At 52.2% G+C, this 16,835-nt stretch carries 15 protein-coding genes; 10 read left to right on the top strand and 5 right to left on the bottom strand.

Annotated elements, in window-relative coordinates:
• Positions 1 to 1,370: PAS-domain containing protein (locus tag AC4GL5_RS04935; RefSeq protein ID WP_490381680.1), on the bottom strand; the 1,370-nt coding region annotated here is incomplete at its 3' end.
• Positions 1,367 to 2,611 carry a nitric oxide-sensing protein NosP gene (gene nosP / locus AC4GL5_RS04930; RefSeq protein WP_490381679.1) on the bottom strand — a complete coding sequence of 415 codons (1,245 nt, stop codon included), beginning with the start codon at positions 2,609 to 2,611 and terminating at the stop codon, positions 1,367 to 1,369. The genes AC4GL5_RS04935 and nosP, both read right to left, overlap by 4 nt.
• A 350-nt stretch (positions 2,612 to 2,961) precedes the next feature.
• On the opposite strand from nosP, the gene pqqA reads away from it, so the two are divergent.
• The 8 genes from pqqA to AC4GL5_RS04890 all read left to right on the top strand — a co-directional run bounded on the left by pqqA (position 2,962) and on the right by AC4GL5_RS04890 (position 12,603).
• Positions 2,962 to 3,033 carry a pyrroloquinoline quinone precursor peptide PqqA gene (gene pqqA, locus AC4GL5_RS04925; protein WP_086481114.1) on the top strand — a complete coding sequence of 24 codons (72 nt, stop codon included), beginning with the start codon at positions 2,962 to 2,964 and terminating at the stop codon, positions 3,031 to 3,033.
• Positions 3,034 to 3,148: 115 nt separating this feature from the next.
• On the top strand, positions 3,149 to 4,078 hold the full coding sequence (gene pqqB / locus AC4GL5_RS04920) for a pyrroloquinoline quinone biosynthesis protein PqqB (RefSeq protein WP_490381678.1): 930 nt from the start codon (positions 3,149 to 3,151) through the stop codon (positions 4,076 to 4,078).
• 66 nt (positions 4,079 to 4,144) lie between these two features.
• Positions 4,145 to 4,912, top strand: a complete 768-nt coding sequence (pqqC, locus tag AC4GL5_RS04915) for a pyrroloquinoline-quinone synthase PqqC (RefSeq protein WP_490381677.1) — start codon at positions 4,145 to 4,147, stop codon at positions 4,910 to 4,912.
• 9 nt (positions 4,913 to 4,921) lie between these two features.
• The gene (gene pqqD / locus AC4GL5_RS04910) at positions 4,922 to 5,203 is read left to right on the top strand and encodes a pyrroloquinoline quinone biosynthesis peptide chaperone PqqD (RefSeq protein WP_490381676.1); all 282 of its coding nucleotides are present in this window, start codon (positions 4,922 to 4,924) and stop codon (positions 5,201 to 5,203) included.
• Positions 5,196 to 6,446 carry a pyrroloquinoline quinone biosynthesis protein PqqE gene (pqqE, locus tag AC4GL5_RS04905; protein WP_490381675.1) on the top strand — a complete coding sequence of 417 codons (1,251 nt, stop codon included), beginning with the start codon at positions 5,196 to 5,198 and terminating at the stop codon, positions 6,444 to 6,446. The genes pqqD and pqqE overlap by 8 nt, the downstream gene beginning before the upstream one ends.
• A gap of 13 nt (positions 6,447 to 6,459) precedes the next feature.
• Positions 6,460 to 8,643 (top strand): S9 family peptidase, encoded by a 2,184-nt coding sequence (locus AC4GL5_RS04900; protein ID WP_490381674.1) that lies wholly within the window; start codon positions 6,460 to 6,462, stop codon positions 8,641 to 8,643.
• Positions 8,640 to 10,469, top strand: coding sequence for a M16 family metallopeptidase (locus AC4GL5_RS04895; RefSeq protein ID WP_490381673.1), 1,830 nt, complete (start codon positions 8,640 to 8,642; stop codon positions 10,467 to 10,469). Before AC4GL5_RS04900 ends, AC4GL5_RS04895 begins: the two co-directional genes overlap by 4 nt.
• Positions 10,470 to 10,647: 178 nt before the next feature.
• The gene (locus tag AC4GL5_RS04890) at positions 10,648 to 12,603 is read left to right on the top strand and encodes a FecR family protein (protein ID WP_490381672.1); all 1,956 of its coding nucleotides are present in this window, start codon (positions 10,648 to 10,650) and stop codon (positions 12,601 to 12,603) included.
• 110 nt (positions 12,604 to 12,713) lie between these two features.
• On the opposite strand, the gene AC4GL5_RS04885 is transcribed toward AC4GL5_RS04890, so the two are convergent.
• Complete coding sequence (locus AC4GL5_RS04885; RefSeq protein WP_490381671.1) at positions 12,714 to 13,085, bottom strand: hypothetical protein; 372 nt, start codon at positions 13,083 to 13,085, stop codon at positions 12,714 to 12,716.
• 236 nt (positions 13,086 to 13,321) lie between these two features.
• Positions 13,322 to 14,611, bottom strand: coding sequence for an NAD(P)/FAD-dependent oxidoreductase (locus AC4GL5_RS04880; protein WP_490381670.1), 1,290 nt, complete (start codon positions 14,609 to 14,611; stop codon positions 13,322 to 13,324).
• Between the two features lie 329 nt (positions 14,612 to 14,940).
• Here AC4GL5_RS04880 and AC4GL5_RS04875 point away from each other — a divergent pair, with 329 nt between their 5' ends.
• On the top strand, positions 14,941 to 15,504 hold the full coding sequence (locus AC4GL5_RS04875) for a lysophospholipid acyltransferase family protein (protein WP_490381669.1): 564 nt from the start codon (positions 14,941 to 14,943) through the stop codon (positions 15,502 to 15,504).
• Between the two features lie 69 nt (positions 15,505 to 15,573).
• A complete protein-coding gene (locus tag AC4GL5_RS04870; RefSeq protein ID WP_490381668.1) occupies positions 15,574 to 16,020 on the top strand; it encodes a YtoQ family protein in 447 nt (148 codons plus the stop codon).
• A gap of 27 nt (positions 16,021 to 16,047) precedes the next feature.
• Here AC4GL5_RS04870 and AC4GL5_RS04865 read toward each other — a convergent pair whose 3' ends face one another.
• Complete coding sequence (locus AC4GL5_RS04865; RefSeq protein WP_490381667.1) at positions 16,048 to 16,731, bottom strand: YoaK family protein; 684 nt, start codon at positions 16,729 to 16,731, stop codon at positions 16,048 to 16,050.
• Positions 16,732 to 16,835 lie beyond the last annotated feature (104 nt).

Raw genomic sequence — 16,835 nt, 5'->3', positions numbered from 1 at the left:
GTCTCGCCACTGGAAGCCAGGTGGGGCACATAGGTTTTATGCAGATACCGGATTTCTCCCTCCTGATTCGCTTCATCCACCTCAAAGCTGACACTGTCGCCCTGAATCACTTTCTGAACGTAGCGTTCCAGTCGCTTAAGCTCCGGCCCGGAGTAGACCTGAGCCAGTTGCCGTCCCAAAAGTTCATCCCGATGCAAGCCGTGCCACTCCTGATAGGCCTTATTGGTAAACTCGTACTCCTGCCGGGCATTGATGTAACAGATCATCGCAGGAAGCGCATCAGTAATCAGGCGCATCTTCTGCTCACTCTGCTGAAGGGCACGGGCAAACAGGCTGCGTTCGGTAATATCGGTAAAGGTAATCACCCGGCCACCTTCCGCCCGGGGCTGATGGCGAATCTCCAGCACAGAACCATCATTCAGTCCTATCTCATAGTGTGCACTATCATCCAAAGACAGTGGCCAGCTCTGGCCAACCACTGCGCTGTTCACCTGGGGTTTGCTTTCGGGGTCACCAAGCCTTCTGCGCAGTAATCCGCTAAAGCTCTGGCAATGCCTCAACTCATGCTCCCGAATAGCGGTCAGCTCGGTCAGACGGGTGTTCCAGACCTCAGGTATGCCCTGATCACTAACCAATACGACACCCTGAGACAGGTTCTCAAGGGTGCTCTGCAGAACCCGGGATTTCTCCGCCAGCGCCGCTTCCCGGCGCTCAGTTTCTATCGCTTTCAGCTCCGTAATATCGGTGTAGAGAATCGAAAGATCACCGGTGGACGTTTCCCTCTGATTCACCTGCAACCAGCGGCCATCCCTTAGACGTATCACCTGACCATAAGCCTGCTGATACAACTGCAGCTCCTCTTGGGTGGTGGCATCATCCAAGAGGATTTCAGCACCGTGGCGATTGATTTCAGTCAGGGTCGTTCCGACCATAATCGGGAAACCATAGCGCTGCCAGATCTCCCGGTATCGACTATTACACAGCACCATACGGCGCTGATCATCAAACAACACGAAGGCGTCCGTCATGCCTTCAATGGCATCCATCAGACGATTGTGCAGGGTTTCAATATCGATATGCGCTTGCTTGAGCGCCTGGTTGCTGTCCCGCAGATCCGCCAGCGCGGCATTCAGGGCAGCGGTACGTTCCCGCACCTGCTCCGCCAGAAGCGCAGAATTTTCAAAAGCGGCATAGGCACGCCCTCCCACATCCGGAGCGGCCTCAACCCGATCGATCAGGGCCAGATTCATCTGTTGAAGGCGATAGTTTTCATCCGCCAGACACTGATTACGCTCTTCCAGCTTTTCAACCTGCTGACGCAGCGCCAGCAGTTCCTGATACTCCACCGCTGTCAGGCTTTGATGACTCATCCGACACTCTCCGGGCAACGACCAATGGCAACACCGGTAAAGGTGGCATTCAGGTGGATGCCATTGACATGCTCACCATAGGTGTTAAAGCCAACAATATTCCTGCGGGAAAGGCGCTCAGAGACCTCGTCGAGCTCTTTTCGTGAGCTCAGTTCAAGTTGCCGGAAGATACAGTCAAAACCGAGGGTCAACTGTTGCGCCCCAAGCTCATCATCGATGCGCTCCAGTAACAGATCCAGCGTCTCAGGGATATTCAGATGCCGGTTGCGCCGCAGGACGATACCTCGTTCCACAGCACAATAGAAACTCAGACTGCCATCCTCATTGGCCCTCTGTACCGCCCGGACAAAGCTTTCACCGGCGATACGGACACTGAGGGTATGTTGGGCAAAAATAGAAGGTGTTAACTGATCCGTGGTAACCCCCAGCGAACGGGCATAGACTTCAGCAGCGGGCTGGGCATTCAGCTCGTAAACCCTGCGGTGCTCACTGTCTACCTTGGTGGCCACAAACAGTTCGTCGGTATCTTCCACATGCTTCTGGGAAAACACCATAAAAGGACAGGCGGTGTTGATCAGCATCAGCACGGCAGCATTCTGATAGCTCTTGCCCTGATAAACCACCTGAGTATGGGAGAAATCCAGGTCATCCCCGGCAGAACCGCCCAGCATCGGAATACTGCCCAGAACCGCACTCAGGGTATTCAGTACCACCTCTTCATGCTCTGACATGCCATCCAGCAGCGTCAGAAGAAAGGTATGCCCTTTAACCGGTGCTTTCTGACGATGCTGACAGCGTTCCAGCATATGGCTGACCTGCTGCTGGGCTTCGGTAAAATCAAACTGGTTCAGATGTTCAATCAGGGCGGTTTCGATATGAAAGGTACTTTCCGGGAAAGCAACAGCGGTCACACTGCCCTGACAATAACCCATAGGGCTAAGCTCTCCGGCACTGGTACAGCCGATAATGGCTTTATCCGGCATCAGACGTTCCAGCTCGGAGGCCAGAGCTTCGACATCAAGCTGGGCCGAACAGAAAAACAGGACCCACTTAAGAGCAGGCTCTGCGAAGATCTCCGCCAGCTCCGAAGCACTGGCTTGGATATCATCCCGATGAGAAACCGCTGTGACCGCTGAAGTCCGTGAGGACATAGACTCCGATGGGGCGGCTAACGCAGAAGATGTCAAGAAAGGGGATCGGGACTCTGCCGTTGATATTAATGCTTCGGTGATTCCTGTCATATTGGCTCCGATATCTGGATTCTGATGCGCCTCTGCCGAGGTTTCAGAATGGCCATACAGAGCTGTTTTTATAGTATTTATCACACCTGCTCACCATGCGTCCTAGGGCTCAGATTGACTGAACAAGAGTTCAATAAAACACCCATTTTTTAATAAACCTTTTTACTACGACCATAAGGGGTTCGATATAGTCCCGAAGTACTATATTGCCCGCCACCATGCCCTGCCTAACATTGTTGGTGTCTGAACAAAGCGTTCAGGCTCTGTTAAGACCACAACAATAACCGGGTTTCAGCCATGCCTGCGGCTAAAAACAGCTCAGGCGGATCACCCAAACAGAGGTAAGCATCATGTGGAAAAAACCTAGCTATCAGGACCTGCGCATCGGTTTCGAAGTCACTATGTACTTCAGCAACCGCTAAGCGCTATGGCTGCCGGAGCTTTCCGGTTGCCGGGGAAAACCCGGCTTTGGGTTTTCCCTTCCGACGCTTCGACAGCGATCAAAATACCTGACCAGCAAATACAAGGGGAAGCACTATGCATATTCGGGTTTTAGGTTCCGCAGCAGGCGGAGGCTTCCCTCAGTGGAATTGCAACTGTCCCAACTGTACTGGCGTGCGTCAAGGCACGATTAAAGCCACCGCCCGTACCCAATCGTCCATTACCGTCAGCGCTGATGGCGAAAACTGGCTGCTGTTTAACGCCTCACCGGATATCCGTGCTCAACTGGAATCTTTCGCCCCGCTTCAGCCAAACCGCAAGATCCGGGATACCGGTATCTCAGCGGTCATGCTGATCGACAGCCAGATCGATCACAGCACCGGCCTTCTGATGCTGCGCGAAGGCTGCCCGCACACGGTTTACTGCACCGACATGGTGTTTCAGGATCTGAGCCGTGGCTTCCCGATTTTCCCGATGCTGGAGGCCTGGAATGGTGGCCTGCAGCGTAAAGGCATCCCTTTGTATGCAGAACCCTTCTACATCTCTGAGGTTCCGGGCATTCGCCTGCAGGTGGTTCACCTGAGCAGTAAAGCGCCACCTTATTCTCCACACCGTTTTGACCCGCATCCCGGCGACAACATCGGTGTACTGATCACCGATACCAATACCGGCGGCAAAGTCTTTTATGCCCCGGGTCTGGGTGAGATCGAAGAGCATCTGCTGCCCTTAATCGATCAGGCCGACTGCCTGATGGTGGACGGTACCCTCTGGCAGGACGATGAACTGATCGAACTGATGGGTGCTGACAAACGGGGCAGCGATATTGGCCACTTACCGCAATGGGGCGATGGCCCGAATGGTGAAGGCGGCATGATCGAGTTTCTGTCCCGCTATCCGGACAAAAAACGGGTACTTATTCATATCAACAACACCAACCCGATTCTGGTAGAGGACTCACCACAACGAGTCCAGCTGGATGAAGCCGGTATCGAAGTCGCTTTCGACGGTATGGATATTAAGCTCTGAGTTCCGGCTAAACCGGCCGGAAAAACATAAAACGCGCTACCCACAACAATAAAAACGGAGGCCATTATGAGCCAGCAACAGTCCCCCGAAACCCTGCCATGGACCCGCGAAGCGTTTGAACAACGTCTGCGCACCAAAGGTGATCTCTACCATATTCATCACCCGTTCCATATCGCCATGCATAACGGCGAATGTACCCCTGAGCAGGTCCGTGCCTGGGTAGCCAACCGCTTCTACTATCAGGTCAGCATACCGATTAAAGATGCTGCGATTATGGCGAACTGCCACGATCAGGAGGTTCGCCGCCACTGGATTCAGCGCATCATCGACCATGATGGCCGCGAAGGTTCACAAGGCGGTATTGAGGCCTGGCTGCGTCTGGGTGAAGCGGTGGGTATTCCTCGGGAAGAGCTGCTGGATCATCGCCATGTACTGCCCGGTGTACGTTTTGCCGTGGATGCCTACGTTAACTTCGCCCGCAAAGCCACCTGGCAGGAAGCCGCCTGCTCCTCGCTGACCGAAATGTTCGCCCCTAAGATTCACCAGTCCCGCCTCGACACCTGGCCGGATAACTATCCGTGGATCGAACAGGAAGGCCTGCAGTATTTCCGCAATCGCCTGAGTGAAGCCCGTCGCGATGTGGTGCACGGTATTCAGATCACGCTGGATCATTTCACCACCCGCGATCAGCAGGAACGCGCCCTGAACATTCTGCAGTTCAAACTGGATATTCTCTGGTGCCTGCTGGATTCTCTCTCTATGGCTCATGAACTCAATCGTCGCCCGTTCCACACGGTGACTGATGAGATCATCCACCACTCAAGAATCGTGTAAGGAATGACTATGGACAGCCTGATGCAGCAAACCCCTGCCATTAACCGGCTGTTTCGTTTCCAGTGGGAGCCTGCCTCCCACTGCCATGTACTCCTCTATCCGGAGGGCATGGTGCGGTTAAACGAATCTGCCGGAGCCATTCTTAATCATGTGGATGGCGACCGGACTATCGCTCAGATCATCGACCAGCTTAAAGCGGAGTTTCCCGAAGCCGGTGACGATCTGGTTCAGGATGTGATCGACTTTTTTACCGAGGCGCACCATGAGTTGCACTGGATCGAGTTTGCCTGACAGCCCACAGAAAGCCTCTGAGATTGCAGCGGATGCAACAACCGATGCACAGGAAACCGTGCGCACAGAGGTTCCGCCAACCCCTGAAACCGGCCAGCCGCTCTGGCTACTGGCAGAACTGACCTATCGCTGCCCGCTGCAATGTCCCTACTGTTCGAACCCCCTGGATTTTGAACAACGCAAACAGGAGCTGACCACCGAACAGTGGATCTCCGTCTTTGAGCAGGCACGCAAGCTGGGCGCCGCTCAACTGGGCTTCTCCGGCGGTGAGCCTCTGCTGCGTGACGATCTGGAAGAGCTGATCAAAGCCGCCCGGGATCTGGGTTATTACACCAACCTGATCACCTCCGGCATGGGCTTAACCTACGAGCGCATGCAGGCGTTTAAAGAAGCGGGACTGGATCATATTCAGGTCAGTTTTCAGGCCAGCAATGCTGAGATGAACAACTACCTGTCCGGTAACAAGCGCTCCTTTGAAGAGAAGCTGGAAGTCGCCCGTACCGTAAAGGCTCTGGGCTATCCCATGGTGTTTAACTGCGTGATCCACCGGGAAAATATCGACCAGATCGACAAGATCATCGAGCTGTCGGTTGAACTGGAATCGGATTATGTTGAGCTGGCAACCTCCCAGTATTACGGCTGGGCACTGAAAAACCGCGATCATCTGCTGCCATCCAAGGCGCAGCTGGAAGCCGCCGAAGCCACCACCAACCGCTATCGGGAACAGATCAAAGACACCCACCGTACCAAGCTGATTTTTGTGGTGCCGGATTACTATGAAGAGCGTCCCAAGGGCTGCATGAATGGCTGGGGCAATCTCTTTCTGACCATCACACCGGATGGCACCGCTCTGCCCTGCCATAGCGCCCGTGAACTGCCGATTGAGTTCCCGAATGTGACGAACACCTCAGTCGAGGAGATCTGGTATCGCTCCAAAGGCTTTAATCACTATCGCGGTTACGAGTGGATGAAAGAACCCTGCCGCTCCTGCGATGAGAAAGAACAGGATTTCGGCGGCTGCCGCTGTCAGGCCTTTGCGCTGACCGGCGATGCAGACAACGCAGATCCGGTGTGCAGCAAGTCACCGCACCGTCACCTGATTACGGATGCTCAGGCCAATGCGGACAAAGCTCAGCCCGCCAACGAGCCTCTGATCTACCGTAACCGTAAGAACTCGGCACAGCTGATTTCGGTTCAGCAGCTGGAACAGAATCCGTCGGGTGATCCTTTACCTGTTTTTTAACAGAGGACAGTGAATGGCAGCAGCGCCGGCAGTACAGACTCTGAAACAACTGACACCGGAACAGGTGGTCGCTTCTCAGGCTCAGGTAAGTTTTCCCCTGAGCATGAACTATGGCGACTTCTGGCTGCTGCACGACCCTGAAACCAGTACCGCCACCCGTCTATGGTGGCTGCCTGACGCTGCAGTTGAGGTCAGCCATACTCAGCCTCAGGCGGTGCTGCCGGAGCCCCACAGTCTGAGAAGCCGCGTACACGAATACGGCGGTATGCCTTATACCCTTGGGCATTGCTCTGCCTCCGGGCTCGATCCCTCAACCGATGAAAATTCAAAACATCTTCTGATCTGGGTTGAGGAAGCAGATCAGCAACTTTATTGCCTGCCGTTTGATCCGACTAACGCCTTACCTGCCGATACCTCCCAACGCACCTGCTTATCCAGGTTCCCTATCAGGGTATCCGATAGCCATTCCTCCTTCCGCTATGGCGAACCGGTTCTCCATGCTTATCTGCCATGGGTCATCGCGATTGAAGAGGAAGATGCACCAGACGCCGTTATCAACCGACTGGTGGCGTTTCATCTGACTCAGGGTGAACGTAAGGTGCTGGCGGAGGGCGCAGACTTTTATACCAGCCCGACGTTGAGTCCAGATGGTCGACAGTTGGTTTGGGTACAATGGCATCATCCCCATCAGCCCTGGTGCGCCAGCCAACTGGCAGCGCTGAACGGTCCGTTAAGTGAAGCACTGGGTGCATCAACCACGCCCGGGCATCAGATCCTGCTCAATGGCGAAATGCCTTCCGCACCCAGCAGCCTGCAACAGCCAAGATTTGCCCCCAACGGACAACTTTACTTTCTGAGTGACCAGCACGGTTTCTGGGGGCTGTATCGGTTTAAAGATAAAACACGGGATGCTGTTAATACCGATGCTGAAACAGAACCTGTTTACACACCAAACGCTGATTGTGGTTCAGCGCCCTGGCAGTTTGGCGGTCGGCACTTTCAGTTTTTTCAGCAGGATAATACCCTGAAACTGATTATCGCCCAGTGCACTCAGGGGCTTTGGCAACTGGTGGCGCTGACCCTGCCTGAGTCCCTCAGCGCGCCAATAACCCAAACCAACATCCTGCAAAGCCGGGAATTGAATCCGGCAAACGATGAGCAAAACAGCCAACCGAGCTTTTTCTCTTATCTCAGTATCGCGCAGGATCAGGCTCTCTATCAGCACGCCCCCTATCAGCACGCACCCAATCAGCCCCAGCCCGATCAGTCACCGCACCTGATCTGCCTGACGGCAGGCAGCAACCAGACCCTGCATCTGACCAAAATATCCCTTCACCCTGAAGCTGCGCTGCATCAGGCGAATCAGGGGCATCAGGAGTACAGGCAGCATGCCATCACCTCCTACCAGAGCCTTCAGCAGACTCCGCAACCGGAGCGAATCTGCCTGAAACTGCCGGAACATCCGGTCTATGGCATTTATCACCCCAGGACTGCCGATCAGAATCCGGCATCCAATCCGCTGCTGATCATCGCCCATGGCGGGCCGACAAGCTGCGCCTTTCCCGGCTTACAGCTAATGGTGCAGTTCTGGTGCCAGCAGGGATTTAATGTGCTGGAGCTGGATCACAGAGGCAGCACAGGATACGGCAGAGAATACCGGGAGCTACTGCAGGGGGAATGGGGTGAGGCCGATCTGGAAGATGCCCGGTTGTTCAGCCACTACCTGCAGCAGCACCGGGGGATCTCCGCCAATAAGGTGGCTATTCGGGGTCATAGCGCCGGTGGTTACATCTGTATGCGGGCCGCGGCACTGGGCTATTTTGATGCCGTGGTCAGTCTGTACGGTATCAGTGATCTGGAGCGACTGGCCGCCAGCACCCACAAGTTTGAGTCCCACTACCCGGACTGGCTGATTGCCGATGCCCGATCGAATCAGATGCTTTATCAGCTCCGCTCTCCCCGCTTTAACCTCTATCAGCAACAGACTTACCCGGCTCTGCTGATGTTTCAGGGCGGACAGGATCGGGTTGTACCACCCGAGCAAAGCCTGCAGTTTAAAAACGATTATCAAAGCGCAGGGGGTTACTGTGAGCTTTTCCTCTACCCACAGGAAGGTCACGGCTTTCGGCAGTACACCAACCGGCTTGACCAACTGCAACAGGAACTCAGCTTCTACCAGCAACAGGCGCTGCTATGAAACACTACCATCTGAGCCATTCTGATAATGCCTTCTGTCGCGTTGTTGTGACCGTCCCCTTCGGCAGCGGCCATGAACCCGCTGACTGGCCGGGACTGGCACATCTGCTGGAGCATTGCTTGTTTCTCGGCAGCCATAAACTGGAACCAGGGACAAACCCGGCCCTGCAAGGCAGAGAGCTGGATCCGCTGGCGGCGGGAGAACTTCAGGGCCTTATGGCGCAGGCGGGAATCCGCATTAACGCCTCGACCCGGCTGGAACAGAGCTGCTATATGCTTGAATGCCTGCCGGAACAGCTGGAAGAAGCCTTTATTCGTTTACTGCAACTGATCTACGCGCCAGTGTTTCATCCGCAGGAGGTGATCGCAGAAGTTGGTATTATTGATGGTGAATATCAGGCCTATTGCGAACATCCGGAACAACAGCTGATGAACCTGATACAAACTCAGGTTCATCCTGATCATCCTTTCTGTCGCTTACTGGCGGGCAACCGCGTCAGTCTGGGCCATAACGGTCCAGAGCTGGTGCGTCAGCTACATCTGGCCTACGAAACCGGCTATCTGTCTCAGGCCGCCAGTCTTTATATCGAACACCCTGCCGGTTTCGGTTTTAAGAAAAAAGCTCAAGCGCTCTACAATCAGCTGGAAGCCATTCGCCACGATTCTATCCATGAAAAAAACAGAACAGGTAAGCAATCACTATCAACCCAAAAACGGTTTAAAAAATCAGAACGACCACCGCCTCTGTTTCGTCATCAGCAGCATCTTTTTTCCGTAACACACAAACCAACGTTACAGTGGGCTTGGCCGCTGGATAACAGTGTTATATCCGACTTACTGCTGAGCTGGAAATCTCTGGATTGTCTGGCACTGGCCTTAAAAGTACCGGATGATTTTCGTCTGATTCTGGCGATGCAGTGGCAACACCAGGCGCTGCTGATAATCAGTACAGATCTTCCGAAAACAGCGGGAACATTAGCGGATACAAATACTCTGGAAACCACCAAACTGAGTCAGCTCCAGAAACAGATTCAAAAAAGCTGCTGTGAGCGCCTTAAGACAACAAACAGCAACGTCCAAAAACATTCAAACAGTCCATCTGAGACAAGCTTAAAACCTGCCCTACTAAAAGCGACAGATACCGCGATACAACATCACTATCGGTCAACACGCTTTGTCCAGGCGGAAGAAGCATTCGACGCTCTCCATTTTTTTCAGGAAGCCATCTTGGGCCCTCCGGCTATCACTCTGATCAGCCACCCCGGATTCAGTGATCTGCCACTGAATTATCAGACAACCGACAACTTCCCAACGGATTACCTGACAGGCAAAGACTTATCAAAATGTCAGCAATCAGAGCGGGATGCGCAAGACCCAATACTGGTACAAAAACTCACCTACCCGACCCAACCGATACTCATGCCCTTCAGGACCCTAATCCAGCAGCTTGCCGCAAAAAAACCTGATGGAACGCAACAACCGGGAGGCAGCCATCAGTCAGTTCAGGAGATCAGCCTGAGCCACTCCACTCGCCTAAACCATGCCGCTCTCGTCTGGCGAAGTGTTGAAACCTTCAACCTCAAAAGCAGAGAAACCGGAACAACTCAGCGATTGGCTGCCAAGCTGTATTCATCCCTCTATGAAAAGCTTCGGATACAGGATCGTATCGGCTATATCGTACAGGTTTTCCCTGTCTCTCTGGATGCAGGCGAGGGAATAACACAGGATGGTATTGCGGCTCTGGTTCAGAGCGCGACTCAAAGGCCAAAAACATTACTGAAGGCTCTCAGACAAGGATTAAGTGAACAATTCGAGTCGAATCGGTGATTTACTGCACGTTTAAACATCCATAAAAAACACTTTTTAGTAAAATTGCTATATGATTCATTGAACGTCTATATGGCCCAGACTCAACAGGCATTCTGCCAGCTTGATTCTATGCCAAAATCTGGTGTGCAGATTCACTGCACTGGCCAATATCTTTTTGGAACCGGAACTCTGTTTAATGAGACCTCTGCACATTCAATCATATACATCTGTTTATCTTCTCTGGATGCTGGTCACCAGCATGCTGCTGTCAGGGATGGCAGAGGCTTTTGCTGACGGCAATCAACCCATTGCAACGCTTCAGAGCCTCAGCGGCAATGTGCAGGTTATTGATCTGAACAAAAAAAGCCTGCCTGCCAAACAGGGACAAACGCTGTCATCCGGCCAGAGTGTTCGTACAGGCAGTGATGGAGAAGCCATTTTAAAAATTAAAGATGGCAGTACTTTTGGTATCCGGCCCAACAGTGTCATCCCTATTGATGGTCGACTAACCCGTGAGAAAGCAGTGGGTACCGTCTTGTTTGTTCACGGCAAAACAGAAGTCACATCGCTGGACGGTATCTACCGCCATGCGATCAAAGGCGGCAAAATCTATCAGGGTGATGTCATCGAAACGGCAACAGCCAGCAGTATGCAGCTGGATATGGTTGACGGCGGTTATTTTGCGGTGCGTCCGGACAGTAAGGTCGAAATTAACGATTATGTCTACCAGCAAAAAGAGACCGATAAAGTAACCGCTACTCTTTTACGGGGTGGTCTGCGCTCTATTACTGGGGCTGTGGGTCAAACGAACAAACGCAACTTTGCACTCAAAACACCAGTGGCCACTATTGGTATTCGCGGCACCGACCTTGAGATCTACTATCTGTCTGAACAGGATGCGGTCAGTCTTACGGAAAAAACCGGTAAAGCCACAGAAGCCGGTAGTTATCTGAAAGTGAAATCCGGTGAGGCTGTTCTGAAAACAGAGGCTTTCGAGCAACCAGTGAAGCCTCAGGAGATCGCCTATACGGCAGGCCCCACAGTTGCCCCGGTTTTTCTGACCGCTGAGGAAGCAGAAGAAAAAACACCTGTCGTCTTTGAAGAAGAAACCTACGAAGAGCCGATTCCCGGTAAAAATATTACTGAGAAAGAGGCTGCTGCAGAACAAGACACTGCCACAGCGGAGGAAGACAAGCCATCAGCCATCACATTTAAAAGCTCAGCTTTGGCCAGTCTTTCTCAAACCAGCCAGTACTTTAACGTTGACCCCGGCGATAGCGAGTTAAGTACAACAACACTGCCTCTGATGGGGCGAGGTCAATGGCCAATTGACGGTGGCGACTGGGAAAACCCCAAATCGCTTTATATCGGTATGGCGGTGGAAGGCAGCATGCATTACCACCCCTTTGAAAGCACCGAGTTTTACCTCGGCGGTTTACTGGGTAAACGTTATGCCGATGAAAACCAGGACATCAACCAGTTCTCGGTGAAGGCAGGTGCTGTCATTGATATTGGCGATGCTTTCACTCTTTCCGCGCGCTTCCGCCATCACCTGGCTGAAGCGGCCATCACTGAGGACCTTAACCTGTCGGAAAGTTATCAGCAGCCAGAATCCGGCTACGAGACAGACCAACTGGTCACCCGAGTGGATTTCCGGGTCATTTCAACGCTGAACATGTTTGCACTCTTTCATACGTCAACCATTCGATGGGATGAGCTCTACTCAGACGGCAGCATGATCTATAACAGCCGTCATGAGAAAGAGCTGAACCTACTGGAAATGGGTGGACGCTATCAGATCACACCAGTGATTGCGGCAACGGCAAGCCTTGTTGGAGGAGAAGCTATCACGCCATCTTATGACGGTTTTGAAGAAAAAGAGGATCTCTCCGGGTTTAAACTTAAAGCTGAAGCAAGCCTGGGAGACATCAGCCTGTTTGCTTCTGCTGATCAGTATCAAACCGAATATTCTGACGATTACTACAGCAATGAAAGTGATATTCAGGTGCTGACGCTGGGTGGTTCAATGAGTTTGTCGGAACAACTGGAACTGAATGCAACCAGTCGCCACATCTCCGTTGATAATAATGATGCCTATAAAGAAACTGAGCAGGCCGATCTGACACAGATTAACCTTCGCTACTCTTTCTGATTAAGCCGACCTGATTAAGCTGATAAGCCCTCTGATCTCAGAATGAAAGCTGTAAGCAGATGTTTTCCGGGTGTTGAACAAGCGATCAGAACGTATCCTGAAAACGACCCTTATCGCTTGGCCAGCTCCTCCGCCAACTGCTGACAAGCACGCGTCGGAGGAGCCCCCATGACCAACTGCTCACAGCTCTGACTCAGCATACTGTCGATACAAGCCTCTGCTCTGACCTCAATGTGCATTTCCCTAACCGGGGGCAGATCACCTTTAATAGACTGACAAACCCCGCCCAAACTCTGCCTGAGCTCCTGCTGGCTATTTTTGGGCAAGTTATCCGCATCCAGGTGCTTCCAGGCGCAATTGGTAATTCTCTGGCAAAGCTGCTCACTTTTGGCATCCAGCAACAATTCACTCTGTATCACGTCTGCCTTCGTTAAAGGCGCAGTGATCACTGTCAGTATGATCAGCACAGTAGCAATTCGCATTTTGGTTTCCTGTTTATCCTTAAAACTGAAACGATCCCTAACGGCCTTCGATCAGAATCATAGTGACAGAAGCACTAACGACCAAACAGTGTTTTTATGCAACAAAGCTTAACAAGCTCAGGAACCTCTAATCGGCATCAATAGTGTCGAATGCTGTTACAAATAACCCAGGGAATATAAAAAGCCGGACATAACGCCCGGCTTTTAGTGCATTTTAAAGAAGATGCCTGAAAACATTAGTGCAACTTCATCTTTGGCCGCACAACCTTACCCAGCTTCTCAGCCAGAATAACCAGCATCGCTTTTGGCCAGCCGTGAATGGCGATCTGATGCATCCGGTACAGCGAGATATAAACGAAACGCGCAATACGTCCCTCAATAAACATACTATTACCGGTCAGGTTGCCCATCAGGCTGCCCACTGTGCTGTAACGGCTCAGATTGACCAGAGAACCATGGTCCTTATAGATATACGGTTTTTGAGGGTCACCTTTGGTTAGCGCAATCAGGTTATTCAACACACACTCTGCCATCTGGTGTGCAGACTGCGCCCGAGGCGGCACCCAGGAACCATCCGGTTGCTCACAGGCACAGCAGTCGCCGATCACCCAAATATCATCAAAGCCCTTCGCCTGCAGAGTGGGTTGTACCAGCACCTGATTATTGCGGCTGGTCTCAAAGACGCCCAAACGGCTGACAAAATCCGGCGCTTTAACCCCTGCCGCCCAGATCATCATATCAGCCCTGATCTCTTCATCCTCAGCGGTAAGGAATCCGTCCTCTGTAGCGGAGGCAACACGAACCGACTCACGAACATTAACTCCCAGACGAACCAGCTCTTTGCGTGCCGACAAGGAGATACGCTCCGGCAGGGCGGGCAGAATACGCGGCCCCGCTTCAATCAGACTGATTTTCAGCTGCTGCGCCGTCATCTGTGGCAAGCCATAGGATTTCAGCAGGTCAGCCACATGATACAGCTCTGCTGACAGCTCAACCCCGGTCGCACCACCACCGACAATAGCAATTTCCAGATTGTCAGATGTCGCCTTCTGATTGATACGTAAGAAGTTATTGATCAAACCGTGGTGGAAACGCTCGGCCTGCGCGTGGGAGTCCAGAAAGTAACAATGCTCGGCCACACCGGGAGTACCAAAATCATTGCTGACACTACCGATCGCCAGAACCAGTTTATCGTAAGAGAGCTGGCGTTCAGGCAGAACCTGATCGCCTTCACTGTCAAATGAAGGCGCCAGAGTGATAGTTTTCTGCTCGGTATCCAGATCGCAGAATTCACCCAGCTGAAAGGTATAGCCATGCTTAGCAGCATGGGCGTGATAAACCACTCCGTCGGTACTCGTATCCAGTGAACCGGTAGCAACTTCGTGCAACAGAGGCTTCCAGATATGGGTCCGGTTCTTATCAACTAAGGTAATGCTCGCTTTGCCCTTCCGGCCAAAACGGCGTCCTAATTGAGTGGCCAGTTCAAGCCCACCGGCACCGCCCCCTATAATGACGATCTGTTCCATGGTGTTTTCCTTACTAATGATATGGGACTAAACCCTGAAACCCCCTCAGGTCATTTAGTCCCATGCCATCAATACCGAGAGTGACGACCCATCCTCAGTTTCCGACTAAAGTCACTGACTTACCATCCTGCTTGAGAAGGTAAAAATCAACCAAAAACTGAACTTTAGTCGTATTCACCCATCCATTCACGATGGTGCTTTTTATTGGTTCGGAACACCCGCCATTCACTCTTAAAACAACAGGTTAGTTAAAACAGAAGGGTAAGTGGCTATAATAGCGCCCGTCTATACTCAGCAGGTAATACCTTTAACCGGATTCACATAGCCCTATGCACAAAACGATATTCACCACCCCTGTTATCCGTCATATCTTCTACTGGCTGTCAGTACTCATACTGAAGCTGGCGGGTTGGAAAGCGGTGGGCGATGCCAGAAGCATTCCGGACAGAGCGATGTTTGTCGCAGCCCCCCATACCACTAACTGGGACCTGCCTTACGCTCTGATGCTGGCCTTCAAACTGAAACTTCCTATTTATTGGATGGGAAAAACCTCAATTTTCAGGTTTCCTTTTGGCGGTATCATGCGCTGGCTGGGAGGTATTCCCGTGGAGCGCGACCGTTCCACCAATCTGGTGGACGCCATGATTCAGCGGTTTAGCGAAGAAGATAAACTACTGGTCGTAATCGCTCCGGAAGGCACCCGAAAAAATGTCAGTGAGTGGAAAAGCGGCTTTTATCATATCGCTCATGGCGCCGGAGTACCTCTGGTACTGGGGTTTGTCGACTACCCCAATAAGCAAGGGGGTGTCGGTCCTCTGTTTCAAACGTCCGGTGATTACGAAAACGATCTGAAAAAGATCAAATCCTTTTACACACCTTTTCGGGGCAAATAAACCTCGCCCCGCCTGCCCACAGCGATTGGCACAACGAACACAAGAAAACGATAAGGAGAAGAAACAACCATGAACTGGAATGTTTACCTTTCAGGTGAGATACATACCGACTGGCGCGACCAGATTGAAGCCGGTGCCCGTAAGCGAGGCCTGCCAATTACCTTCACATCGGCCTGTACCAATCATGAAGCCAGCGATGCCGCTGGTGATGTACTGGGTGAACAGAATGACAGCTTCTGGCGGGACCACCAGTCAGCCAAAGTGAATGCGATCCGCACCAAAAACCTGATCGAGAAATGCGATATCGCCGTGGTTCGTTTCGGTGATAAGTATAAGCAGTGGAATGCGGCTTTTGATGCGGGTTACCTCGCGGCACTGGGCAAGCCGTACATTACTTTGCACGATGAGAACATTATTCACCCTCTGAAAGAGGTGGATGCCGCGGCGATGGGTTGGGCGGAAACACCGAAGCAGGTGGTTGAAGTTCTGGCCTACGTTGTTGCGAATAAAGCCTGACCATCCCCCAAAAAATGCCGGAAGCCTTCAATTCTGCTTCTGGCGTTTTACGCTTCGCAAGCGCTTCAGTCGATATAAACGATACACCAACGCCAGTAACAGGCAGCAACCTATCGGCAGGATCAGCGCAAAGAACTGATAGTGTTCAAAGAGCATCCCCCCAGCAGTTCCCCCCAAAATAAAGCCCAGAATCAACAGCAGAAATAACAGTGCTTTTCGCCGATCAAAGCCCCGCCCATTCAGACTTTGCCCCAGCATAATACCAAGATCCGTTACGATTCCGGTCATGTGGGTGGTTCGTACCACTGCGCCACTGTACGTCGTCGCCAAGGCATTCTGAACCCCACAAGCGGCAGAGGCCAGATAGTGACCATAAAGCAGCCCTTCATTAAGCGACCAGAGTGTCGCAACAAGCAGAAGTGCTTCAATCAGAAGAAGGGAGTCGTAGTGCCTGCCAAGTTTCAGAGAGTTGCTGTTCAGCAACACACCGGAAATAGCAGCGCCAACAAGAAAGCTGATAATAATTCCCAGCAGGTGCAACGAATCCAGTGGCGAATCAACCCACTGCGTGCCCAAAAGGGTGACCGTACCCGAGACATGGGAAACGGCCTGATGTTTAAAACCTAATAAACCAACGGCATTAACGCTACCGGCTATAAGCGCCAACAGAAACGCACCGGCTTCTACCCACTTCGGTAAACGAGAGACCAAGTCCTAACCTCTTTGCATATGAGTCAATAACAAAGAGAGTAACAAATACACAGGCATTTCCCTATTGGGTGAAGGTGGTAAGGCGCTGACCTTGCGACCGGACA

It is taken from the genome of Oceanospirillum sp., from assembly GCF_982874595.1.
This window is presented reverse-complemented; position numbering and strand designations above follow the sequence as displayed.

What these genes read in the sequence shown, in the direction of transcription:
- pqqC (WP_490381677.1), top strand. Translation starts at nt 4,145, where the DNA reads ATGAGCCAGCAACAGTCCCCCGAAACCCTGCCATGGACCCGCGAAGCG.
- AC4GL5_RS04900 (WP_490381674.1), top strand. Translation starts at nt 6,460, where the DNA reads ATGGCAGCAGCGCCGGCAGTACAGACTCTGAAACAACTGACACCGGAA.
- AC4GL5_RS04885 (WP_490381671.1), bottom strand. Translation starts at nt 13,085, where the DNA reads ATGCGAATTGCTACTGTGCTGATCATACTGACAGTGATCACTGCGCCT.
- pqqD (WP_490381676.1), top strand. Translation starts at nt 4,922, where the DNA reads ATGGACAGCCTGATGCAGCAAACCCCTGCCATTAACCGGCTGTTTCGT.
- AC4GL5_RS04890 (WP_490381672.1), top strand. Translation starts at nt 10,648, where the DNA reads ATGAGACCTCTGCACATTCAATCATATACATCTGTTTATCTTCTCTGG.
- AC4GL5_RS04875 (WP_490381669.1), top strand. Translation starts at nt 14,941, where the DNA reads ATGCACAAAACGATATTCACCACCCCTGTTATCCGTCATATCTTCTAC.
- AC4GL5_RS04870 (WP_490381668.1), top strand. Translation starts at nt 15,574, where the DNA reads ATGAACTGGAATGTTTACCTTTCAGGTGAGATACATACCGACTGGCGC.
- AC4GL5_RS04895 (WP_490381673.1), top strand. Translation starts at nt 8,640, where the DNA reads ATGAAACACTACCATCTGAGCCATTCTGATAATGCCTTCTGTCGCGTT.
- AC4GL5_RS04880 (WP_490381670.1), bottom strand. Translation starts at nt 14,611, where the DNA reads ATGGAACAGATCGTCATTATAGGGGGCGGTGCCGGTGGGCTTGAACTG.
- pqqB (WP_490381678.1), top strand. Translation starts at nt 3,149, where the DNA reads ATGCATATTCGGGTTTTAGGTTCCGCAGCAGGCGGAGGCTTCCCTCAG.
- nosP (WP_490381679.1), bottom strand. Translation starts at nt 2,611, where the DNA reads ATGACAGGAATCACCGAAGCATTAATATCAACGGCAGAGTCCCGATCC.